The following is a 21,865-nucleotide window of genomic DNA, read 5'->3' on the forward strand; positions in this document are numbered from 1 at the left end:
CTTTTCTTCAAGCAATTCCGGACGCAAAACCGCTACACTTTCGCTGGAACTGCTTTAATACAGCCCGTAAGGGAAATAACGCAGATAGAGTTCCTGCAGGCGGCCATTGCGCGAGAGGGTTGCCAGCGCGTGGTCGATCGCTGCCGTCAGCACGCTGTCGTTCTGGCGCAGCATAATCGTCATGCCCTCGCCCAGGAAATGCTCGGACAGATAGGGACCGTCGAACAGGGCGCAGCATTTGTCCGAAGCAGACGAAGCGACCCAGAAGGAAAGCTGCAGCGCATCGGCGAAGGCAGCATCGATCTTGCGTTCTTTCAAGGCCGTCAGCAGCGCTTCCTTATTGTCGAAGGCCTGAGCCTTGATAGCGGGGAAAAAGGCCGCCAGCATCGCCTCATGCACTGTGCCCTTGACGACGCCGACGGAATGGCCGGCGAGGCCGGCAGCCGTCGTTCCGGTCACGGAGGCGCCCATGTTGCGGACGAAGCGGGCCGGCAGCATCAAATAAGGGCGGGAGAAGAGGAATTCGCGGCGCAGCTCGGGCGTGACGGCAAGGCCGGCGATGACGGCGTCACCCTGCGAGCCGGCAAGCGCCTTCTGCAGGTCGGCAAAGGGCAGCGCCTGGATCTGACATTTGTCGGCGATCTCGAGCTCAGTGCAAATCTCGCGGGCGAGATCGACGTTAAAGCCTGCGAGTTTGCCGTTCTGGTCGGTGAAATTGAAGGGGGGGAAGTCCACCGAGGTCAGGAAACGCAGGCGCACGAGCGAGGAGAGATCGGGCTTTGCCAGCCGCTCGCGGGAATCGAAAAGCAGCGGCACGGACAGGCCCGATTGCTGCGCAAAAACGGAAAAAGCCGACAGCAGGACAACCGAAAACAGGCAAAGGACGAGAAACCCTCTGAATGCCAGAAACACCGGTTTAGATAGCATCATTATAACCTGCCTCGGGATTAAGAGCGGCGCTTGGCCACGGGCTGAGATGTAGCAGAATCATGCCTGTCGGGGAATATGACCTGACTGGTGACAGACGGCGAGCGCACGGCAGCCTTCGAAGCGTCTTTCGGAGGCTCGGTGCCAGCCCCCAACAAAATACCGGCATAAATTGCTTCTTTAGGAGCTAATCGCGAACCACAACCGCACCCCTGAAATTTACGGCGACCCCAAGCCCGTTAGCGCGGAATTAAGCAATGTCGGCTCTTATTCGTCACGACGACATCGACCCACCGGCCGACTGCATGATGCGCGTGTCGAACCTCTTCAGGTATCCCCGCCAGCGCAATATCGAAGAATCATTCCGCAACAAGTGATTTCAAAAGCACCGGGTTTTCAACACGCCCGGCCAATCGGGTGACATTCCCATGCTGAAACATCTGAAAATCCGCACAAAAATTATATCGGTCGTGGCGCTCCTGGGACTGATCACGATGGCCGGATTGATCTACGTCATCTCCGAGTTTCGCAGAGCTGACATTGCCTACTCCGCCTTCATCGATCATGAGGCGACGGCCTCGATGCTGAGTGCGCGTGCCAGCGCATCGGTCGTTGCCTCGGTGCTGCAGGTCAGTCTTCTCGCCGACATGAAGCCCGATACGCCCGCGTTCCAAGCGGCGATCGCCACACCGAGCAAGCTGCCGCAGGCACGCGACCGCATGAATCAGGCGCTGACGCTTGTCCCCAGCCGCAAGGCCGCCATCGATGAAATCCAGGCCGGTATCGATGAAATCGAAACTCTGGCGAACAAGATCATCGAGCAGAGCAAGGCTAAAGACAGCGCCGGCGCCCTGGCGAATGTCGGCCTGATCAATGCCAAGCTCAACGCGCTGACGCCGAAGATGATCGCCAACAACGATGCGATGATGGCGATGCTCAACGACGGCGGCGACGCGCTCTCGGCCGCCGTCAACGACCGCATCAACCTCTGCTTCACGTTGATCGGCCTTGCCGTCATCGGCGCCATCGGTCTCGGTGTCGTCGTCGCCCAGATCGGCATCACCACCCCCATGGCAAAGCTGCGCGACCGGATGACCGGCCTGGCAGAAGGCGACACGGACAGCGAAATCGCCGGCCTCGACCGCCGCGACGAAGTCGGCAAGATGGCGGAAGCGGTCTCGGTCTTCCGTGACAATGCGATCGAGCGCATCCAGCTCGAAGCCCGCGCCGAAGCCGATCGCAGCCTCAGCGACAACGAGCGCCGCGAACGTGAGGCACAGAAGACCGCGGAAGCTGCCGAGCTCGAGCGGGCGGTCAGCGCACTCGGCGACGGTCTGCGCCGGCTCTCGGCGGGAGACCTCGTCTCGCATATCGAAACGCCATTCGTCGCGCATCTCGATGCGCTGCGCCAGGACTTCAACAATTCCGTCGAGAAGCTCAACGAGACGATGAACACGGTCGGCTCCAACGCCCGTGCCATTAGCGCCGGCGCCAACGAAATCAGGTCGTCTGCCGACGAGCTTTCGAAGCGCACCGAGCAGCAGGCAGCGTCCGTCGAAGAAACGGCAGCAGCGCTCGAAGAGATCACCACGACGGTGAAGGACGCAGCAAAGCGCGCCGAAGAGGCAAGCCAACTCGTTGCCCGCACTCGCCTTGGTGCAGAGAAATCCGGCGACGTCGTCCGTAAGGCGGTTGCGGCCATGCGTCAGATCGAGCAGTCTTCCGTCGAGATCGGCAATATCATCGGTGTCATCGACGATATCGCCTTCCAGACGAACCTGCTGGCGCTGAATGCCGGCGTCGAGGCTGCGCGCGCGGGTGAAGCCGGCAAGGGCTTTGCCGTCGTCGCCCAGGAAGTGCGCGAACTCGCCCAGCGCTCAGCAAACGCCGCCAAGGAGATCAAGGCGCTGATCACCACGTCAGGCACGCATGTTCAAACCGGCGTCTCGCTGGTTGGCGAAACGGGCAAGGCGCTCGATGCGATCGTCCATGAGGTGCAGGAAATCAACCAGCATGTCCATGCGATCGCCGAAGCCGCCCGCGAACAGTCGATCGGCCTGCAGGAGATCAACACCGCCGTCAACACCATGGACCAGGGCACGCAGCAGAATGCCGCCATGGTCGAGGAATCCACTGCGGCAAGCTATAATCTTGCCACGGAAGCGACGGCGCTCAACAACCTGCTCGGCCAGTTCCGCCTGACGGGCACCGGCGGCTTCGTCGCGAGCGCGCCGATCCCGATGGCGCCCGCCGCGCCACGCACTACCTCACGACCAGCCGCCAGAACCCCGGTTCGCGTTGCCGAAAGCACCGCACGCCCGAAGGCTTCCCCGGCCCGCGCACTGGGTCAGAAACTCGCCAGCGCCTTCGGCGCGAGCAATGCCGCCGCCCCGTCGAGCAGCCAGGAAGCGGACTGGACGGAATTCTGAGCACGAGATCCAAACGAATCACAAATGGGCGGCCTCGGCCGCCCATTTGCGTTTCATGGCCTTCTCCGACCGATGGACGCGTGCGAGATCAGATCGAAGTGATCGGTCCATTTCCATCGTGAGCTTTCCGCGAATTGGGTTACAATAACACCGTGCAGCGGAAGGAAAGGCTCCAGACATGAAACTTATCGCACTTGGCCTCATTGGCGCGCTCACGCTCGCCGGCTGCACAACTGTCGAATATACCGGGCCGGGCATCGAGCCCATCCCTGGCAGCATCACCTATAATGGCCAGCCGCGCACGAAACTCACGAAATCGCCGGTTGGATCGACCTTCCCACACACCTTCATCGACCAATACGGCCGGCAGGTGGAGGAGACCTATATCATCCGCCCGGACCGCAGCCTTGCGATCACGCATCGCCAATACCGGCCGATCAACATTTTCGGGGATGATTAAGAGGCGAAACTGGAGCGGGTGAAGGGAATCGAACCCTCGTATTCAGCTTGGGAAGCTGCTGCTCTACCATTGAGCTACACCCGCCAACCGCCTGAGACTTCCAACAAATGGCCGCCGCTGTCAAGTCGCGGCATTCCGCATATCAGATGCGGAAATGCTTCGAGAGTTTCAGGCCCTGGGCCTGATAGTTGGAGCCGAGGCCTGAGCCATAGAGGCTCGAGGGCTGTTCCTGCATGTGTTCGTAGATCAGGCGGCCGACGATTTGGCCGTCTTCGAGGATGAAGGGCACTTCGTGGCTGCGTACTTCCAGCACCGCACGGCTGCCGCGCCCGCCGGCGGGCGCATGGCCGAAGCCCGGGTCGAAGAAGCCGGCATAATGGACGCGGAATTCGCCGACGAGCGGGTCGAAGGGTGTCATTTCAGCCGCATAGTCAGGCGGGACATGTACGGCCTCGCGCGAGACGAGGATATAGAATTCATCCGGATCGAGGATAAGCTCGTTGCGGCCGCGGCTATAAAGCGGTTCCCAGAAATCGTAGATATCGTGCTGGGCCTTCTTGTCGACATCGACGACGGCGGTGTGGTGCTTGCCGCGGTAGCCGATCAGGCCGTCCTTGTCACCCGTCAGATCGATCGACAGCGCAATGCCGCCGCCGGAGACGTTCGGCTGTTTGGCGGCGACCAGCGTTTCCGTCTCGTGCAGCTTCAGAAGATCGGGTTCGCTCAGAACCGAATGGCCGACGCGGAAACGGATCTGCGACAGGCGCGAGCCGCGGCGCACGACGATCGGGAAGGTTCGCGGGCTGATTTCGAGATAGAGCGGGCCGGAATAGCCTGCCGGGATCTTGTCGAATTCCTGCGCGTAGTCGGTGATGACACGGGTGAAGATATCGAGCCGGCCGGTCGAGCTCTTCGGATTGGCGGAAGCCGACATGTCGGCCGGCAGATCGAGATGCTCCATCAGCGGTACGATGTAGACGCAGCCGGTTTCCAGCACCGCGCCTTCGCTGAGGTCGATGACATGCAGGCTCAGCCGGTCGAGCTTGTCGGAGACAAGATGCGACGGGCCGGGCATGAAGCTCGCGCGCACACGGAACGCCTTGGCGCCCAGCCGCAGATCCAGGCTGGCAGGCTGGATCTGGTCGCGATCCAGCTCGCGTTCGCTTTGAAGACGCCCCGTTTCAAACAGCGCGGCAATTGCGCGGTCGGCCAGAATTCCAGTTTCGCGAGCCATCATGCTCCATCCATAATTTGCTGCCGACAAAACCAAAGTCGGGGAATTGACGCAAGCGCAGAACGGCAGTATTGCAAATTTATCCCGTGGTGATTTGGCCGGTCGGCTTGCAGCCACGTTAAACAAGTGGCTAAAAAGACCGGGTTGAAAACCGGTCTGCTTTTGCGGCCGGTTTTTTTGTTGTTTGAAAGTGGTGATGGCATGAGCAAGACCTGGCGCCCGGCAACCCAACTCGTCCACGGCGGAACGCTCCGCTCGCAATATGGCGAGACTTCGGAGGCAATCTACCTCACGCAGGGCTTTGTCTACGATACGTCGGAAGCCGCTGAGGCGCGCTTCAAAGGCGAGACGGATGGTTTCATCTACGCGCGCTACGGCAGCCCCACCAATGACATGTTCGAAAAGCGCATGTGCGCTCTCGAAGGCGCTGAAGATGCCCGTGCCACGGCCTCCGGCATGGCCGCCGTCACCGCCGCCATCCTCTGCCAGCTGAAGGCCGGTGATCATATCGTTGCCGCCCGCGCCCTCTTCGGCTCCTGCCGCTGGGTCGTCGAGACGCTGGCACCGAAATACGGCATCGACTGCACGCTGGTCGACGGCCGCTCTCTGGAGAACTGGGAAAAGGCGATCACGCCAAAGACCAAGGTGTTCTTCCTGGAAAGCCCGACCAATCCGACGCTGGAAGTGATCGACATCGCCGGTGTCGCCAAGCTCGCCAACCAGATCGGCGCCAAGGTCGTCGTCGACAACGTTTTTGCAACGCCGCTCTTCCAGAAGCCGCTGGAGCTCGGCGCCCATATCGTCGTCTATTCCGCCACCAAGCATATTGACGGCCAGGGCCGCTGCCTTGGCGGTGTGGTTCTCTCCGACAAGGAATGGATCGACGAGAACCTGCACGATTATTTCCGCCATACCGGCCCGGCCATGTCGCCTTTCAATGCCTGGACACTGTTGAAGGGCATCGAGACGCTGCCGCTGCGCGTCAAGCAGCAGACGCAGAATGCAGCAAAGATCGCCGATTTCCTCGCCGATCAGGGCAAGGTCGCCAAGGTCATCTATCCCGGCCGCAAGGACCATCCGCAGGCCGATATCATCGCCAAGCAGATGTCGGGGGGGTCGACGCTCGTCTGCTTCGAGCTGAAGGGCGGCAAGGAAGCGGCCTTCGCGCTGCAGAACGCGCTCGATATCGTGAAGATCTCCAACAATCTCGGCGACTCCAAGAGCCTGATCACCCATCCGGCGACGACCACGCACAAGAACCTGACGGACGAAGCCCGCGCCGAGCTTGGCATCTCGCCCGGCACGGTACGTTTCTCAGCCGGCATCGAAGACACGGACGATCTCGTCGAGGATTTTGCCCGCGCCCTGTCGAAGGTTTCGGCCTGATCTTTTCCAGTATCGGCTCTGAAAATCGGGATCGATTTTCGGGCCGATGCATGCGCTTCAAGAGTAGAGCGCCAAGGACCACGCCGCGACGGCGGCATTTGCCTTGAAATTAACACCGAGAGTTAGGCTTAATGAACGAAAGGCCGACCAGCCGGGAGTGGCTGGGCGGTGATCACTGTACCGTTTCTTGACGGATGGGGCCACTTATAAGATACGGGTAACTTATCTTGACTAAGGTGTAAGGCATGTATCGCGCCCTCACACGAGACATCGAAGTGGTTGTCGAACCCTTTTATCTGGAGGAGCAATCCGATCCGGACGACGATCGTTATGTCTGGGGTTATCGCGTCGTCATCGCCAACAACTCCGACATAGCCGTGCGTCTCGTCAACCGCTACTGGAATATTACCGACCAGAACGGGCAGATCGACGAGGTCAGCGGCCCAGGGGTCGTCGGTGAACAGCCGCGGCTGCAGCCGGGGGACACCTATGAATATTCATCGGGCTGTCCGCTGGATACGCCGTCGGGCCTGATGTTCGGCCACTATCAGATGGAAACGGACGAAGGCGAGATGTTCGATGTCGAGATACCCGCCTTCTCGCTGGATTCGCCCGGCCTGCTCAGAGTGCTGAACTAGGGCCGCCCCACTACTCCGCCGGTGCTACCTCATGCACCGGGAAGCGATAGGTGGTCGAGCAGAACTCGCAGGTCACGGCGATCTCGCCGTTTTCCTGGCTTGCCTCGATCTCCTCGGCGCTGAAACCCTTCAACACGCCGCCGATCTTTTCGCGCGAACAGCTGCAGCGATCGAAGACCGCCCGCGGATCGTAGACGCGCACGCCACGTTCGTGGAAGAGGCGGAAGAGCAGGCGTTCCGTGCCGACCTGTGGATCGGTCAGTTCGTCAGCATCGACCGTTTCAACAAGCGAACGGGCTTCCGTCCAGGCATCGTCCTCGACATGCGCGCCCTCACGTGTATCGCCATCGCCGCCATGAAGGTCGGGCTGACGCATGCGCTCCGGCGCTTCCGGCAGGAACTGGGCGACGAGGCCCCCTGCCCGCCAGCGGTGACGCGGCTTACCCTTCTCGTCGCGGTCGAAGAGCTCGGCGGCGGCAAGGCGCACGCGGGTCGGAATCTGCTCAGACTGGCGGAAATAGACACCGGCAATGTCTTCCAGCGAGGTACCGTCAAGTGCCACGATGCCCTGATAGGGCTGGCTGAACTTCCCCTGATCGATGGTGAAGGCGAGAATGCCCTTGCCGAGAAGCTGTTCCGGCTCGGTTTCGCCTGCCGCAATCGCCTTGTCGAGCGAGGCCTGATCGAAGCGGGCATAGGCCCGGACATTTTCCGGCGTCGAAAAATCGGCGACCAGGAGATCGACGGGACCGTCGCTTTTGGTCTGGACCGTGAATTTGCCCTCGAACTTCAGCGAGGTGCCGAGAAGCACCGTGAGCACGACCACCTCCGCCAGAAGGCGGGCGACGGGCGTGGGATAATGATGGCGTTCGAGGATTGAATCCAGCATCGGGCCGAGCTGGACGGCGCGACCGCGCACATCAAGCCCCTCCACCTGGAAAGGGACGACATGATCATCGCCGGCGAAATCGAACTCGCCGAGGGCGGCGGCAGCTTCTGCCATGGCTTTCACTCCTGTTTTGTCAGAGCAGCCGGCTAGTGCACCGGCTGCTTGCGCAGCCGCGAGTTTTGGACTCGCGACATCCGATTATGGTTCAGATCGCGCCCAGGCACCAAGCAAGAATCGACTTCTGCGCATGAAGGCGGTTTTCCGCTTCATCGAAGACCACGGATTGCGGGCCATCGATCACCTCGTCCGTCACCTCTTCGCCACGATGAGCGGGAAGGCAATGCATGAACAATGCGTCTTTGCCGGCCTGCGCCATCAAATGCGCGTTGACCTGATAAGGCTGGAAGACATTGTGACCGCGAGCCCGATGTTCCTGATTCATGGAGACCCAGGTATCGGTCACCACGCAATCGACGCCGGCGACCGCACGGTCGGCATCATGGTAAAGCATGATTTCGGCGCCCTCATTGCGGGCCCAGTTCAGATAGTGATCCTTCGGCTCGGAACCAAGGGGTACGGCCATGTTCATGCGGTAACCGAAACGGGCAGCCCCTTCCACCAGCGAATGCAGCACATTGTTGCCGTCACCCGTCCAGGCAATCGTCTTGCCCTTGATCGGGCCGCGATGCTCTTCAAAGGTCATGATATCGGCCATGATCTGGCAGGGATGGGTATCGTCCGTCAGCGCATTGATGACAGGCACCGTGGCATGCTCGGCGAGCTCCAGCATCCGGCTGTGCTCGGTCGTGCGGATCATGATCGCATCGACATAGCGCGACAGAACCTTGGCGGTGTCACCGATCGTCTCGGCGCGGCCGAGCTGCATTTCGGTGCCGGACAGGAATAGCGTCTCGCCGCCGAGCTGGCGCATGCCGACGTCGAAGGAGACGCGGGTTCGAGTGGAAGGCTTCTCGAAGATCATGGCGAGCATCTTGCCGGCGAGCGGCTTGTCAGCAGTACCCGCCTTGAATGCCTGCTTTCGCAGCTTGGCATCCTCCATGATGGTTCTGAGGTCGGATGCGGTGACTGCGGAGAGATCGAGGAAATGTTTCGGGGAAGCCATTGTTCTTTACCTGCTACGCCCGCCAGCGGGCGGGGCATTGTCCTATCAAGCGGTCTTCTTAACCTTGGCGGCGCGGATGCTTTCGGCGGCGCGCTCGAGACGGGAAATCCCCTCGCGCGCCTCCTCGGCGGTTACGACCAGCGGCGGCAGCAGGCGGATGACATTGTCACCTGCCGGGATCGCCAGAAGGTGTGCCGCGCGGATTTCCTTCAGGAGTTCAGCCGAGGGAATGGCGGCCTTGATGCCGAGCAGCAGGCCTTCGCCCCTGATATCTTCGATCACATCGGGATACCGATCCTTGAGCGATGCAAGGCCCTGGCGGAAGACGAGGGTGACATCGCGCACGTGCTGCAGGAAGCCCTCAGCCAGGATGACATCGAGGACCGCATTACCGACCGCCATTGCCAGAGGGTTGCCGCCATAGGTGGAGCCATGCGTGCCTGCCTTCATGCCCGAGGCAGCCTCTGCCGTCGCCAGGCAGGCGCCGAGCGGAAAGCCACCGCCGATGCCCTTGGCAACTGCCATGATATCGGGCGTTATACCCGACCATTCATGGGCGAAGAGCTTGCCGGTACGGCCGACGCCGGTCTGGACTTCGTCGAGGATAAGGAGCAGGCCACGCTCGTCGCAGAGCTGGCGGAGCGCCCTCATGAATTCTGATGTCGCCGGGCGGACACCGCCCTCACCCTGCACAGGCTCGATGAGGATGCCGGCCGTCTTGTCGGTGATCGCGGCGCGGACGGCCTCGATATCGCCAAAGGGAACCTGATCGAAACCCGGAGTCTTCGGGCCGAAACCTTCGAGATACTTCTCCTGTCCACCGGCGGCGATCGTCGCGAGCGTGCGGCCGTGGAAGGCGCCTTCGAAGGTGATGATATGGAAGCGCTCGGGACGCCCCCTGGAGAACTGGTAGCGGCGCGCCGTCTTGATGGCACATTCGAGAGCCTCGGCGCCGGAATTGGTGAAGAACACCTTGTCGGCGAACGTGGCATCCGTCAGGCGCTTGGCAAGCTTCTCCTGCCCCGGCACCTCATAGATATTGGAAAGATGCCAGACCTTGTCGGCCTGATCCTTCAGGGCCGCCACGACATGCGGATTGCCATGCCCCACGGAGGTGACCGCAACGCCCGCGCCGAAATCCAGATATCGCTCGCCGGTTTCGGTGATCAGCCAGACGCCTTCACCTCGCTCGAACCGCAATGGGGCACGAGAATAGGTATCATAAAGCGGCGAGGCTTCAGCCATGGCGCATCTCCTGGTCAGGCTCTGAGACAATGGACTCCGGCTAAGAAAACCAAGCCCGAAAAATTAAAAATGCCGCCTTTCGGCGGCCTGGAGCACTATTTACTTTCCGCACTGCAATGTCAACAAAACTGAGGATTTAGCGCATGCGTCAAGCCTCAAATCGAACTTTCAGGTCTATCAACAGCTAATGTTGCAGAAATGACTCGCCCGGGAAGCAAGTTGGGGAAAACCCCGAATTCGGATTCATCGGATTCGTGCGACTCTTGTCACAGAGTCAGGCTCACACTAGGTTAAAGTTCAATTACTAGACTGCATGCGGCGGAACTAGTCACCAAAATTGATCAGGCGTTTCTTGCTTCGGAAACTTTCGAGGCAACGGTGAGGGATTCTGCCATCACCAACGCGAAAGGTGGAGACAGGGCAATGAACTGGACAGACGAGCGTGTCGAGAAGCTCAAGAAGCTTTGGTCGGAGGGGCTGAGCGCCAGCCAGATCGCAGCGCAGCTTGGCGGTGTGAGTAGAAACGCCGTTATCGGCAAGGTTCACCGGCTCAGTCTTCCCGGCCGTGCCAAGGCCGGCGGCACGGCAACCGCGGCGCGCGCACCGAAGCGCACGACCTCGGCGCCCCGCGCCCCGAACTATGCATCTCGCATCGCTACCCGCACCGTGACGCGCCAACAGGGCGCAACGATGCTGAAGGAAGAGATCGAGATCGAAACGGCCGAGGAAATGGAATATGTGCCGGCCAAAAATGTGGTCGTGCCGATTTCGCGCCGCCTCGGCCTGACGGAACTGACGGAGCGCACCTGCAAGTGGCCGGTCGGCGATCCGATGAAGGACGACTTCTATTTTTGCGGTTGCGACTCGACGGACTCATCGCCCTACTGCAGCTACCATCAGCGCCTCGCCTACCAGCCGGTGAGCGAGCGCCGCAAGGCTGTCCGGGTCGGCTGACCCCGCCGCTTTCGAAAAATATGCAGCATTCCGTTGCCCCTCCTCGCCGACGCGTGGAGGGGCAATATTTTTAGGCTGCTGGTTTGCCTGCAGCTGGACAAAAGCAGCTCCGAGCCCGACGGACGGGGACACCCCGCCCACTGCACATTTTGCGACTGGCAGCTCAGTAAGCAAACGGGCCGCCCGGCAAGCGAGCGACCCGTCTGGACCTCCGATCACTCGGATTAGGCTTCCATGGAATATCCCGCGCCGCGGACGGTGCGGATGACATCCTGCATGTTGGAGAAGTTCAGCGCCTTGCGCAGGCGGCCGACATGGACGTCGACGGTGCGTTCGTCCACGTAGATATCATGGCCCCAGACGCCGTCGAGCAGCTGCGAGCGAGAAAAGACCCTGCCCGGCGACGACATCAGGAATTCCAGCAGGCGAAATTCGGTCGGGCCGAGGCGGACTTCGCGGCTCTTGCGATGAACGCGATGGGTTTCGCGGTCGAGCTCGATATCGCCGCATTTCAGAACCGTGGAGAGAACCTCCGGGCGGGCGCGGCGCAGCATCGCTCTGACGCGGGCAACGAGTTCCGGCGTGGAGAAGGGCTTGACGACATAATCGTCCGCGCCGGTCGAAAGACCGCGAACACGTTCGCTCTCTTCGCCGCGCGCCGTCAGCATGATGATCGGCAGACGCTCGGTCTCCGGCCGCATGCGCAGCCGGCGGCAGAGTTCGATGCCGGAAACACCCGGCAGCATCCAGTCCAGGATGAGCAGGTCCGGCGTGCGCTCCTGAAGCCGGATTTCGGCCTCGTCGCCACGAAGGATCGTGTCCACCTCGAAACCTTCCGCTTCGAGATTGTAGCGGAGAAGCACGCTCAGCGCCTCTTCATCTTCAACAACTGCAACTCTTGGAATCATGCGTGTCAGTCTCCTAATGCACGATCCTTAAACCGGGGGTGATTCAAGCAGGGGATCATGCAGGAACTCGGAATTGGCTGCATTCTTGCGCGCCCGCGCGGGCGCGCATGCAATGGGCAGGTCCGGATTACTCCGTCACCGCGCCGACGGTGTTGGAGCTGTCGTCCTTCGGACGCTCGCCCTCCGGCTGGGCGCCGGTCGCCATGTAGTAGATCGTCTCGGCGATGTTGGTCGCGTGGTCACCGATACGCTCGATGTTCTTGGCGCAGAAGAGCAGGTGCGTGCAGCTCGTGATGTTGCGCGGATCTTCCATCATGTAGGTCAGGAGCTCGCGGAACAGCGAGGTATACATCGCGTCGATCTCGTCGTCGCGCTCGCGGATGGACTTGGCCTTGTCGGCGGAGCGCGTCGTGTAGACGTCGAGCACTTCCTTGAGCTGGACCAGCGCCAGTTCGGACAGATGCTCAAGACCGCGGGCGAGCTTGCGCGGAACGCCGGTGCTCTGGACGGCGATGACGCGCTTTGCCGTGTTCTTGCCGAGATCGCCAACGCGCTCGAGGTCGGCGGCGATGCGGATCGAACCCATGATCTCGCGAAGGTCGGCGGCCATCGGCTGACGGCGGGCGATCGTCACGATCGCCTTGTCGTTGATCTCGCGCTCGGTGTGATCGAGGATCACATCGTCGGAAATGACCTTTTGAGCGAGCGCGGTGTCGCCGTTGACCAGCGCGCGGACGGCCTCGCCGACCATCTGTTCGGCAAGACCACCCATCTCGGAGATGCGCCGGGACAGGAATTTCAGATCGTCGTCATAGGCGGAAAAAATATGTGTCGATGCCATGGGGCTTTGTCCTCGAAAATCGGAAAGGCTTCACACCGCCAAAATCAGCCGAACCGGCCCATGATATAGTCCTGGGTGCGCGAATCGTCCGGATTGGTGAACATCTTGTCGGTATCGTTCTCCTCGACCAGGTTGCCGAGGTGGAACATTGCCGTGCGCTGCGACACGCGTGCGGCCTGTTGCATGGAATGCGTCACGATGACGATGGTGTAGTTTTCACGCAGCTCGTGGATCAGCTCTTCGACCTTGGCGGTCGCGATCGGGTCGAGCGCCGAGCAGGGTTCGTCCATCAGGATGACTTCGGGGCTGACGGCAACGGCGCGTGCGATGCACAGACGCTGCTGCTGACCGCCGGAAAGGCCGGTGCCGGATTCGTGCACGCGATCCTTGACCTCATTCCAGAGGCCGGCGCGCTGCAGGCTCGACTCGACGATCTGGTCGAGGTCGGCCTTCGACTTGGCGAGGCCATGGATGCGCGGGCCGTAAGAGACGTTCTCGTAGATCGACTTCGGGAACGGGTTCGGCTTCTGGAAGACCATGCCGACGCGGGCGCGGAGCTCGACGACGTCGATATCGGGATCGTAGATGTCGTCGCCGTCGAGCGAGATCTTGCCGGTGACGCGGCAGCCGTCGATCGTGTCGTTCATACGGTTCAGCGACCGCAGGAAGGTAGACTTGCCGCAGCCGGACGGACCAATCAAGGCAGTCACGGTGTTTTCGCGGATGTTCAGATTGACATCGAAAAGCGCGCGCTTGTCGCCGTAATAAACGGAGACATCCTGACCGATCATCTTATACGGGACGTTGCTCATTTTCTGGTCCAGCGCCTTCTCAACTGCTGCTTCCGTCAACATGTTCATGATCTTTACTCCGTTTACCAGCGGCGCTCAAAGCGACGACGCAAGAGGATGGCTCCGATGTTCATGACGATGAGGAACAGGAGCAGGACGATAATGGCGCCTGAGGTTCTCTCCACGAATGCACGCTCGGCTTCATTGGCCCACATGTAGACCTGAACCGGAAGTGCGGTGGAAGGGTCGAGCGGAGTGGTCGGCGCCTGGGCGACGAAGGCGACCATGCCGATCAGGAGCAGCGGCGCGGTTTCGCCGAGTGCGTGGGCAAGGCCGATGATCGTGCCGGTCAGGATGCCGGGCATGGCGAGCGGCAGCACATGGTGGAACACCATCTGCATCTTCGAAGCGCCGAGGCCGAGGGCTGCCGCGCGGATCGACGGCGGCACGGCGCGCAGAGCCGCACGGGTGGCGATGATGATCGTCGGCAGCGTCATGAGCGTCAGCACCAGGCCACCGACCAGCGATGCCGAACGCGGCAGGCCGGCGAAGTTGATGAAGACCGACAGGCCGAGCAGACCGTAGACGATCGACGGGACGGCGGCGAGATTGTTGATATTGACCTCGATCAGGTCCGTCAGCTTGTTCTTCGGCGCGAACTCCTCGAGGTAGATCGAGGCGGCGACACCGATCGGCAACGAAAGGACGAGAACGATCAGCATCAGGTAGAGCGAGCCGATGAGGGCGACGCCAAGGCCTGCAGCTTCCGGGCGGCTGGAATTGCCGTTGACGAAGAGGCCGGTGTTGAACTGCTTGTGGAGAGCGCCGCTCGCCTTCAGCTCGTTCATCCAGGTAACCTGCTTGTCGTTGACCTTGCGGTTCTTCTCATCGACCGAGAGATCGATCTGGCCCTTGTTGGCGCTGTCGACATTGGCATCGGCAAGCACCGTGACATCGACCGTCTTGCCTATGATGGAGGGGTCGGCCACGACCATGTCGCGCAGCTGGATCGGCGCACTCTTCGAGAGCATGTTCGATGCATCGCGAACGTCAGGACGGCTCGACGGGTTGACGCCAAGCTGCTTGACGATCGCATCACGCAACAGAACCGGATAGTTGGCGGCGACCAGAACCGAAGGATCGGTCGCGCGCTTGTTGTCGGGATCGATGGTCTTTTCGGAAAACTCGATCGGCAGCGTGATCGCGGTCTGTTGAAAGGCGGTGTAGCCTTTGCCGATCACCGTCCACAGCAGGATGAACAGAAAGATCAGGCCGAATGCGATAGCGGCGATACCATAGGCCTGGAAGCGGCGCTCGGCGGCATAGCGGCGCTTGATGCCGATGTCGCGGCGTGCAGGCGCCTTGGAGACGGCCGTACCGGCGATGGGGGAAACAATATTCGTCATTCGTACTGCTCCCGGTATTTGCGCACGATGTAGAGCGCGTAGATATTGAGGCAAAGCGTGATGAAGAACAGCGTGATGCCGAGCGCGAAGGCTACCAGCGTCTGCGGCGAGGTGAACTCGAGGTCGCCGGTCAGCTGGTTGACGATCTTGACGGTCACTGTCGTCATCGGCTCGAAGGGATTGATCTGGATGCGGGCGGCGACACCGGCGGCCAGAACCACGATCATGGTTTCGCCGATGGCGCGGGACGCCGTCATCAGCAGGGCGCCGACGATGCCGGGAAGTGCGGCTGGGAGAACCACCTTCTTGATGGTCTCTGAGCGGGTGGCGCCAAGACCGAGCGAGCCGTCGCGAAGCGCGCGCGGAACGGCCGTGATGATATCGTCCGACAGCGAGGAGACGTACGGGATCAGCATGATGCCCATGACGATACCCGCCGTGATGACGCTCTGTGCCTGGATGAAGTTCGTATAGCTGCCGGTCAGGAGACCGCTGATCTGTGCCGAGAAATCACGCAGGAACGGACCGACGGTGACGAGGGCGAAGAAGCCGTAGACGATCGTCGGAATGCCGGCGAGTACTTCGAGCAGCGGTTTGGCAACCGAGCGCACCTTGGAGGAAGCGTACTCCGCCATGTAGATGGCGGCAAAGAGACCGACCGGAACGGCGACCAGCATGGCGACCAGGCCGATATAGAGCGTGCCGAGCAGCAGCGGGATGAGGCCGAACTGGCCGAAGGACGAATTGCCGGCGCCGGCAAAGCGCGGATCCCAGACCGTTCCGAAGAAGAAGTCGGTGAAGGGGACGACCGCGAAGAAGCGGCCCGCTTCCGTCAGCATCGAGAGCACGATGCCGATCGTCGTCAGAATGGCGATGGAGGAGGCGACGAGAAGCGCCCAGAGCATGACCCGCTCGACACGGTTGCGGGCGCGGAAGCGCGGGGCAACCGAGCGCAGCGCGTAGAAAGCACCTGCAACAGATATGAGCAGGACGACCGCCGTCATGATGACGCGGCTCGTCATGCTCTCAGAGTTGAGCGTCTTTGCGGCATCGATCATGTAAGGCTGCGGTTCGCCGGCAAGCGGTACGCCCTTTTCGCTGAGCTTTGCCTGCAGGGCGGCGGGATCGCTGGAAAGCGACGAAAGCTCGCTCGACGTCAGCATATTCATGCCGCGCGCAACGGTGACGACCATGCTGTAGGCGAGATCCTGCTGGACGGCCGGTTGCGCCTTCACGTCGGCAGGAAAGGTGCCGCGAACGGAAGAGGAGACGATGCCGGGGCTGACGGCCAGCCAGACAAACAGAACGATCAAAGACGGCAGAACGGCCCAGATCGCAGCATAGGAACCGTAATAGGCCGGCCGCGAATGCATGGCAGCGGACCTGCCTCCGGAAAGCGCTGCGGCACGGCTGCGCGCGGCCACATAGGCAACGGCGCCGATCACCAGCAGGCACAAGAGTATGATGGATGTGCTCATTCGTTACGTCCCCAGGCCCACAGCCCCGAAAAGCGCGGCATCTCCAGGAGCGTGCCGTCGGCTTCAATATCATGGAGAAGAAGTTAATCCGCTCGGCACTCAATGGGCCGGGCGGAAAAGGCGATGCCGGCGCGACGCCCGAAGCGCTGCGCCGGCAAAGTCATTACATGGTCTTGCCAGCCTCGACGTCCTTGCGGATCGCGTCGCGCTCTGCGTCCGGAGCGGCAACCAGGCCGTATTCGGCGAGAGGGCCGTCGGGGCCGATCATCTGGTCGGATACGAAGAAGTTGACATATTCCTTCAGGCCCGGAACGGCGCCGAGATGCGCCTTCTTGACGTAGAAGAACAGCGGACGGGAAACCGGATAGGTGCCGTTGGCGATGGTTTCCGTCGAAGGAACGATGCCGCTCATGGTCGCAACCTTGAGCTTGTCGGCGTTGTTTTCGTAGAAGGAAAGGCCGAAGACGCCAACGCCGGTCTTGTTGGCAGCGATGCGTGCCAGGGTTTCCGGATAGTCGCCGTCGATGTCGACTGCAGCGCCGTCCTTGCGGACTGCGACGCAAGCCTTGGTCTGGGCAGCCTTGTCGGAGATTTCCTTGGCGATGACATCGAGAGCGCCGGAGGCCTTGCAGCCGGCAGCCAGAACGTTCTGTTCGAAGACTTCGCGCGTGCCGTGCTTTTCGCCGGGGATGTAGGCGGCGATATCAACGGCCGGGAGCTTCGGGTTGACTTCCGACCACTTCTTGTAGGGGTTGGCGACGAGCTTGCCGTCGACGACGACCTGGGCAGCCAGCGCCTTGTAGATGTCGGCCGGAACGTAGGCGACGTCAGGGTTGGAAGAGTCGGTTGCGAAGACGATGCCGTCATAACCGATCTTGACCTGCTGGATGTCGGTTACGCCGGCAGCCTTGCAGGCTTCCAGTTCGCTCTTGTTGATCGGGCGCGAAGCGTTGGCAATGTCGATCGTGTCTTCACCGACGCCCTTGCAGAATTCCTTCAGGCCAGCGCCCGTGCCGCCGGATTCGACGACCGGCGTCTTGAAGTTGGTGAAGGTCTCGCCGAAGGACTCAGCGACGATCTTGGCGTAAGGCAGGACGGTGGACGAACCGGCAACCTGGATCTGGTCGCGGGCGACGGCAACGCCAGCGAAAGCGGCGGTTGCAGCGAGCGCGGCAACAGTGAGTTTAAAGGTGTTCATTAGAAATCTCCCGGGCATTTGGGCTTGTGTGAGTGCGGCCTCGAAGAGGCCCTCGCATGCCTTTTTTCATCGGCAGGACTCTCTTAGCGCCTTAAGCACCGTCCTTTTATGTCAAATCGGTGAAACATTTATGACAACTCAAGTTGTTGATTTTAAACGTAAAAATATGACATCCTAAATTAGACGTGACATATGGCGTCAGAAACGCACGGTAAAGTCCGTGCCCTTGCCAACCTCGGATTTGACGATCAGCCTTGCGCGATGGCGCGTCAGGATGTGCTTGACGATGGCAAGCCCGAGGCCGGTGCCCTTCTTGGAACGGCTGTCCTCGATGCTGACGCGGTAGAAACGCTCCGTCAGGCGCGGCACGTGTTCGGCCGGAATGCCGGGTCCGTTGTCGACGACGCTGACCTCTACCGGCTGACCCGGCGCGTTCTTCAGCCAGACATCGACGGTCTTGCCCTCCTGGCCGTATTTGCAGGCATTTTCCATCAGGTTTTCGAAGACCTGCACGAGCTCGTCGCGATCTCCCGCCACCTCGACCTTGCCTTCGGGCAGATGCAGGTTGATCGAAACGCCGACCTCACGCGCGAGCGGCACGAGCGAATCCCTGACATGTCCGAGAAGCGGCACGAGATCCACCTTTTCATCCGGTGCGATATGCGATTTCAGCTCGAGCCTGGACAGAGACAGGAGGTCGTCGACCAGCCTGCTCATGCGCGTCGCCTGATCGAGCATGATGGAGAGGAAGCGCGCCTGCGCCTTCGGGTCGTTCTTGGCCGGGCCCTGGATGGTCTCGATGAAGCCGCGCAGCGAGGCGAGCGGCGTGCGCAGCTCATGGCTGGCATTGGCGACGAAATCCGAGCGCATGCGATCGATGCGGCGCACCTCGGAAATATCCCGGAAGGAGAGGATGTAATAGCGCTCGTCGCGGCCGTCGTCGTCCTTGAATTCGACGGGCGCGCTGCGAACGATGTAGACGCGCTCCGAAGGCAGGCGCTCGGAATGCTCGATCTGGTTCGGAGCGTTGGTGGCGATGGTTTCGCGCACCATGTCCAGGATTCCGGGCGAACGCAGTCGTGCCGACAGATGGGAGCCGAGCGCCACCTCGCCGAAGGCCTTTTCGGCCGCGCGGTTCTGAAACAGCACCGATGCATCGTCCGAGAGCACCATGGCCGGGATATCGAGGCTCGCCAGCGTGGCGGAAACGTCCGGCAGGCGGCTCGGCAGCACTTCCGGCTCGGGTTCGGCCGGCTCGACGACATCAGGCGCGATGACCGGCGCTTCGTTGAAGAGCGAGGTCACGATCATGACGAGCAGCAGGGCGAGCACGATCCACTTGTTCATGCCGGCGGCAAGCGCCACCAGCGCGCTCAGCAGCGTCGCGAGCAGGACCGGGCGCTCGCGCCGGATGCGCGCCAACAGGCTTTTCGTCCATGGCATCTCGTCTTCCAAACTGCCCCCTCATGGCATCGATTCGTTTTTCTTCATATTTAAACTCTGCCTGATAGCCGCGTTTCATGACAGAAGTTTTCCGTTTCCGAAACTTCCGCGAAAAGCTGGCGCGCGCGACACCGAATTGCGCTTTGCTTCCGCGGCGGATTTGATTTTCAATGATAAATATGTTCGCCTGCTGAAAACGACATTATCCAAGCGCAGGGGGAGACGATGGCCGAGAACGTCGAAAGCAGAGCCGTGGAGCTGGAGATCGGGGGCAAGAAGCGCGTCTTCGACATCGACGATCCCGTCCTGCCCGACTGGGTGGACGATCACGCGCTTGAATCCGGCGGCTATCCCTACAAGAAGAAGCTCAAGGAAGAGGAATATACCGAGGAGCTCAGGAAGCTGCAGGTCGAGCTCGTGAAGGTGCAGTTCTGGCTGCAGGCGACGGGCAAACGGGTGATGGCGCTCTTCGAAGGGCGCGATGCGGCCGGCAAGGGCGGCGCCATCCAGGCATCGTCAGCCCATATGAACCCGCGCCTCGCCCGCGTGGTGGCGCTCGCCAAGCCGACCGAGCGGGAACAGGGTCAATGGTATTTTCAGCGCTATATCGCGCAGTTTCCGACAGCGGGCGAGTTCGTGCTGTTCGACCGCTCCTGGTACAACCGCGCCGGGGTGGAGCCGGTCATGGGCTTCTGCACGCCGAAGCAATATGAGGATTTCCTGCATCAGGCGCCGCAGCTCGAAAAGATCATCGCTCACGAGGGCATCTTCTTCTTCAAGTTCTATCTCGATATCGGCCGGGAAATGCAGATCAAGCGGTTCCACGACCGGCGGCACGATCCGCTCGCCGTCTGGAAGCTCTCCTCGATGGATATAGCCGCCTTGACCAAATGGGGCGACTACAGCGAGAAGCGCGACCGCATGCTGAAGGAAACCCACACGGAATTTGCGCCCTGGACGGTGATCCGCGCCAATGACAAACGCCGGGCGCGGATCAACCTCATCCGCCACATGCTTGACACCATCGACTATGACGGCAAGGACAAGAACGCGATCGGCGCAATCGACGACAAGATCATCGGCTCCGGTCCCGGTTTCCTGAAATAGCCAACCCGCGCAAACGCGGCTTATTGGCCGGGCAGGATGCGCACGGCAAAGAGATTGATGCCGCGGGCCTTGCCGTCGACATCGCTGTTGATCATCAGCCGGCCGGGAGAATTCGGCGCGAGCGAGCGGTCGAAGCGCACCTGCAGCAGCGCGTCCGATTTTTCACGCGTGACGCTGAAACGATGGCGGGCGCAATTGCCGAGCGACTGGAAATCGCACTCGACGGTGATCTGCGTGGGTTCGTCCGTGGTGGACTGCAGGGTCAGCGCGATGGTGGAGGACTTGCCGGCGAGCTGCTGCAGGACATTGGCGGGAATGCTGACGGAGACATTGCCATCCGTATTGCCGCTCTCGGACGTCAGGCGGACGGCTGGGCCTTCGGTTTCCGTGACATTTTCCGTGCGGGCCTGCGGGCCGGCCTGGATCTTGTCGGCATCGGAAGGCTTGAAGATCTCGATCCAGTCTGCCGAGAAGCTGTTTTGCGGGTCGATCGCCACCGGCTGGTCGCCATTGGCGGGCGTGCCGTTGCCGGCGCTATCCTCGCCGTTGAAATCTTCCGGCTGGGTGCTGGCGGGCGGATTGGCGACGCTGGTGTCGCGCTCGGCCGCCGTCATCAGCAGGCCTGATGTATAGACCCACCAGGCGCCCGTGCCGATGAAGGCTAGAACCACGCACCAGACGAGCAAGCGCGAGAAGAACTTGCGCGGCTTGCGCCGGACGGCGGCCCTTTCAGGGCGAAAATCCATGCCGCCGCGCTTTTCCGGCGCCGCACGCATTTCGCCACGCATCTCTCCATCGGGTGCCGCCCCCAGTTGGTCGGCGCTGCTGGCATGAACGCCATCGAGGCTCGCATCGTCCATACGCGCGGAAGCGGCGCTGTGGCCGCGCGTCTCGCCTGTAACGGCGAGATGGTCGTCCTCGTGCTCGCGATAGACGCGCTCTTGCTCCGGATATACGGGCTCCACCTGATGATGGGCGGGCTCGGGCATCTCCACGACGGGCGGGACCGGCACTTCCGGAGGCCCCTGGCGCGGGTGAAGGCGGGCGCGCTCTTCGCTCTCGATGGCGTGGATCGTGGTTTCGAGACGGTGGCGATGATGGGCGACCGCATCGGCATCCGTGATATCCTGCTTGCGCAGGCCGGCTTCCAGCGCCTGACGCGCGGACTGATAGATGCGGGCGCGAACTTCCGGATTGTCGCGGTCGGAATTATCGAGCGCAGTTCTGATGGCCGTTTCTAGTCCGCTCACGTCAGGTCCTTCACGTTACTCGGGACATCCACCGCAAAAGATAAAATGCCTGTCAAAATTGGGTAGCGGCAAGTGCGGCAAACCGCAAGCCTTGCAGCCTTTCGGGAGCGTATCGGCGGGGGAAAAGCGATGCTGCCAGGCTGCCAGCTCCATCAGAT

At 61.3% G+C, this 21,865-nt stretch carries 19 protein-coding genes, 1 tRNA gene and 1 riboswitch; of the genes, 6 read left to right on the forward strand and 14 right to left on the reverse strand.

What is annotated here, in order from left to right:
* Nucleotides 1–54: 54 nt before the first annotated feature.
* Entirely contained in the window at nucleotides 55–930 is an 876-nt protein-coding gene (locus JNB85_RS05425; RefSeq protein ID WP_220333353.1) for a transporter substrate-binding domain-containing protein, read from the reverse strand.
* Between the two features lie 425 nt (nucleotides 931–1,355).
* On the opposite strand from JNB85_RS05425, the gene JNB85_RS05430 reads away from it, so the two are divergent.
* Nucleotides 1,356–3,356, forward strand: coding sequence for a methyl-accepting chemotaxis protein (locus JNB85_RS05430; RefSeq protein ID WP_220333354.1), 2,001 nt, complete (start codon nucleotides 1,356–1,358; stop codon nucleotides 3,354–3,356).
* A gap of 178 nt (nucleotides 3,357–3,534) precedes the next feature.
* A complete protein-coding gene (locus JNB85_RS05435) occupies nucleotides 3,535–3,816 on the forward strand; it encodes a hypothetical protein (protein WP_220333355.1) in 282 nt (93 codons plus the stop codon).
* Between the two features lie 10 nt (nucleotides 3,817–3,826).
* Here JNB85_RS05435 and JNB85_RS05440 read toward each other — a convergent pair.
* Both JNB85_RS05440 and JNB85_RS05445 read right to left on the reverse strand, forming a co-directional pair.
* Nucleotides 3,827–3,900 (reverse strand) — tRNA-Gly (locus JNB85_RS05440).
* A gap of 58 nt (nucleotides 3,901–3,958) precedes the next feature.
* Entirely contained in the window at nucleotides 3,959–5,053 is a 1,095-nt protein-coding gene (locus JNB85_RS05445) for a 2'-deoxycytidine 5'-triphosphate deaminase (protein WP_220333356.1), read from the reverse strand.
* A 73-nt stretch (nucleotides 5,054–5,126) separates the two neighbouring features.
* Nucleotides 5,127–5,205: riboswitch (SAM riboswitch) on the forward strand.
* 46 nt (nucleotides 5,206–5,251) lie between these two features.
* Here JNB85_RS05445 and JNB85_RS05450 point away from each other — a divergent pair.
* Nucleotides 5,252–6,436, forward strand: coding sequence for an O-succinylhomoserine sulfhydrylase (locus JNB85_RS05450; RefSeq protein ID WP_220333357.1), 1,185 nt, complete (start codon nucleotides 5,252–5,254; stop codon nucleotides 6,434–6,436).
* A 245-nt stretch (nucleotides 6,437–6,681) separates the two neighbouring features.
* Complete coding sequence (apaG, locus tag JNB85_RS05455) at nucleotides 6,682–7,074, forward strand: Co2+/Mg2+ efflux protein ApaG (protein ID WP_183746465.1); 393 nt, start codon at nucleotides 6,682–6,684, stop codon at nucleotides 7,072–7,074.
* A 10-nt stretch (nucleotides 7,075–7,084) separates the two neighbouring features.
* Here apaG and JNB85_RS05460 read toward each other — a convergent pair whose 3' ends face one another.
* The 3 genes from JNB85_RS05460 to JNB85_RS05470 all read right to left on the reverse strand — a co-directional run bounded on the left by JNB85_RS05460 (nucleotide 7,085) and on the right by JNB85_RS05470 (nucleotide 10,331).
* The gene (locus JNB85_RS05460) at nucleotides 7,085–8,077 is read right to left on the reverse strand and encodes an Hsp33 family molecular chaperone (protein ID WP_220333358.1); all 993 of its coding nucleotides are present in this window, start codon (nucleotides 8,075–8,077) and stop codon (nucleotides 7,085–7,087) included.
* A 91-nt stretch (nucleotides 8,078–8,168) separates the two neighbouring features.
* Complete coding sequence (argF, locus tag JNB85_RS05465; RefSeq protein ID WP_220333359.1) at nucleotides 8,169–9,086, reverse strand: ornithine carbamoyltransferase; 918 nt, start codon at nucleotides 9,084–9,086, stop codon at nucleotides 8,169–8,171.
* A gap of 45 nt (nucleotides 9,087–9,131) precedes the next feature.
* Nucleotides 9,132–10,331 (reverse strand): aspartate aminotransferase family protein, encoded by a 1,200-nt coding sequence (locus JNB85_RS05470; protein ID WP_220333360.1) that lies wholly within the window; start codon nucleotides 10,329–10,331, stop codon nucleotides 9,132–9,134.
* A gap of 423 nt (nucleotides 10,332–10,754) precedes the next feature.
* Here JNB85_RS05470 and JNB85_RS05475 point away from each other — a divergent pair, with 423 nt between their 5' ends.
* Nucleotides 10,755–11,285 carry a GcrA family cell cycle regulator gene (locus JNB85_RS05475; protein WP_183823226.1) on the forward strand — a complete coding sequence of 177 codons (531 nt, stop codon included), beginning with the start codon at nucleotides 10,755–10,757 and terminating at the stop codon, nucleotides 11,283–11,285.
* A gap of 224 nt (nucleotides 11,286–11,509) precedes the next feature.
* Here the strand turns inward: JNB85_RS05475 and phoB are convergent, their stop codons facing one another.
* From phoB to phoR, 7 genes are all read right to left on the reverse strand, one after another.
* Nucleotides 11,510–12,193: a phosphate regulon transcriptional regulator PhoB gene (gene phoB / locus JNB85_RS05480; RefSeq protein ID WP_183746447.1), complete on the reverse strand. Its 684-nt coding sequence runs from the start codon at nucleotides 12,191–12,193 to the stop codon at nucleotides 11,510–11,512.
* A 127-nt stretch (nucleotides 12,194–12,320) separates the two neighbouring features.
* A complete protein-coding gene (gene phoU / locus JNB85_RS05485) occupies nucleotides 12,321–13,034 on the reverse strand; it encodes a phosphate signaling complex protein PhoU (RefSeq protein WP_220333361.1) in 714 nt (237 codons plus the stop codon).
* A 44-nt stretch (nucleotides 13,035–13,078) separates the two neighbouring features.
* Nucleotides 13,079–13,894 carry a phosphate ABC transporter ATP-binding protein PstB gene (gene pstB, locus JNB85_RS05490; protein WP_220333362.1) on the reverse strand — a complete coding sequence of 272 codons (816 nt, stop codon included), beginning with the start codon at nucleotides 13,892–13,894 and terminating at the stop codon, nucleotides 13,079–13,081.
* A gap of 14 nt (nucleotides 13,895–13,908) precedes the next feature.
* A complete protein-coding gene (gene pstA, locus JNB85_RS05495; protein ID WP_220333363.1) occupies nucleotides 13,909–15,231 on the reverse strand; it encodes a phosphate ABC transporter permease PstA in 1,323 nt (440 codons plus the stop codon).
* The gene (gene pstC / locus JNB85_RS05500) at nucleotides 15,228–16,709 is read right to left on the reverse strand and encodes a phosphate ABC transporter permease subunit PstC (RefSeq protein ID WP_220333364.1); all 1,482 of its coding nucleotides are present in this window, start codon (nucleotides 16,707–16,709) and stop codon (nucleotides 15,228–15,230) included. The genes pstA and pstC overlap by 4 nt, the downstream gene beginning before the upstream one ends.
* 163 nt (nucleotides 16,710–16,872) lie before the next feature.
* Nucleotides 16,873–17,907 carry a substrate-binding domain-containing protein gene (locus tag JNB85_RS05505; RefSeq protein ID WP_220333365.1) on the reverse strand — a complete coding sequence of 345 codons (1,035 nt, stop codon included), beginning with the start codon at nucleotides 17,905–17,907 and terminating at the stop codon, nucleotides 16,873–16,875.
* Nucleotides 17,908–18,105: 198 nt separating this feature from the next.
* Nucleotides 18,106–19,329 (reverse strand): phosphate regulon sensor histidine kinase PhoR, encoded by a 1,224-nt coding sequence (phoR, locus tag JNB85_RS05510; RefSeq protein ID WP_220333733.1) that lies wholly within the window; start codon nucleotides 19,327–19,329, stop codon nucleotides 18,106–18,108.
* A 246-nt stretch (nucleotides 19,330–19,575) separates the two neighbouring features.
* Here phoR and ppk2 point away from each other — a divergent pair, with 246 nt between their 5' ends.
* Nucleotides 19,576–20,457, forward strand: coding sequence for a polyphosphate kinase 2 (gene ppk2 / locus JNB85_RS05515; protein ID WP_220333366.1), 882 nt, complete (start codon nucleotides 19,576–19,578; stop codon nucleotides 20,455–20,457).
* Nucleotides 20,458–20,477: 20 nt separating this feature from the next.
* Here ppk2 and JNB85_RS05520 read toward each other — a convergent pair whose 3' ends face one another.
* Nucleotides 20,478–21,707: a hypothetical protein gene (locus JNB85_RS05520; protein WP_220333367.1), complete on the reverse strand. Its 1,230-nt coding sequence runs from the start codon at nucleotides 21,705–21,707 to the stop codon at nucleotides 20,478–20,480.
* Between the last annotated feature and the right edge of the window lie 158 nt (nucleotides 21,708–21,865).

It is taken from the genome of Rhizobium mesosinicum (assembly GCF_019511345.1).
In the GTDB taxonomy this organism is placed as follows: domain Bacteria; phylum Pseudomonadota; class Alphaproteobacteria; order Rhizobiales; family Rhizobiaceae; genus Rhizobium; species Rhizobium mesosinicum.

Coding starts and splice junctions, on each gene's coding strand:
- JNB85_RS05425 (WP_220333353.1), bottom strand. CDS start 930: ATGATGCTATCTAAACCGGTGTTTCTGGCATTCAGAGGGTTTCTCGTC.
- JNB85_RS05430 (WP_220333354.1), top strand. CDS start 1,356: ATGCTGAAACATCTGAAAATCCGCACAAAAATTATATCGGTCGTGGCG.
- JNB85_RS05435 (WP_220333355.1), top strand. CDS start 3,535: ATGAAACTTATCGCACTTGGCCTCATTGGCGCGCTCACGCTCGCCGGC.
- JNB85_RS05445 (WP_220333356.1), bottom strand. CDS start 5,053: ATGATGGCTCGCGAAACTGGAATTCTGGCCGACCGCGCAATTGCCGCG.
- JNB85_RS05450 (WP_220333357.1), top strand. CDS start 5,252: ATGAGCAAGACCTGGCGCCCGGCAACCCAACTCGTCCACGGCGGAACG.
- apaG (WP_183746465.1), top strand. CDS start 6,682: ATGTATCGCGCCCTCACACGAGACATCGAAGTGGTTGTCGAACCCTTT.
- JNB85_RS05460 (WP_220333358.1), bottom strand. CDS start 8,077: ATGGCAGAAGCTGCCGCCGCCCTCGGCGAGTTCGATTTCGCCGGCGAT.
- argF (WP_220333359.1), bottom strand. CDS start 9,086: ATGGCTTCCCCGAAACATTTCCTCGATCTCTCCGCAGTCACCGCATCC.
- JNB85_RS05470 (WP_220333360.1), bottom strand. CDS start 10,331: ATGGCTGAAGCCTCGCCGCTTTATGATACCTATTCTCGTGCCCCATTG.
- JNB85_RS05475 (WP_183823226.1), top strand. CDS start 10,755: ATGAACTGGACAGACGAGCGTGTCGAGAAGCTCAAGAAGCTTTGGTCG.
- phoB (WP_183746447.1), bottom strand. CDS start 12,193: ATGATTCCAAGAGTTGCAGTTGTTGAAGATGAAGAGGCGCTGAGCGTG.
- phoU (WP_220333361.1), bottom strand. CDS start 13,034: ATGGCATCGACACATATTTTTTCCGCCTATGACGACGATCTGAAATTC.
- pstB (WP_220333362.1), bottom strand. CDS start 13,894: ATGAACATGTTGACGGAAGCAGCAGTTGAGAAGGCGCTGGACCAGAAA.
- pstA (WP_220333363.1), bottom strand. CDS start 15,231: ATGACGAATATTGTTTCCCCCATCGCCGGTACGGCCGTCTCCAAGGCG.
- pstC (WP_220333364.1), bottom strand. CDS start 16,709: ATGAGCACATCCATCATACTCTTGTGCCTGCTGGTGATCGGCGCCGTT.
- JNB85_RS05505 (WP_220333365.1), bottom strand. CDS start 17,907: ATGAACACCTTTAAACTCACTGTTGCCGCGCTCGCTGCAACCGCCGCT.
- ppk2 (WP_220333366.1), top strand. CDS start 19,576: ATGGCCGAGAACGTCGAAAGCAGAGCCGTGGAGCTGGAGATCGGGGGC.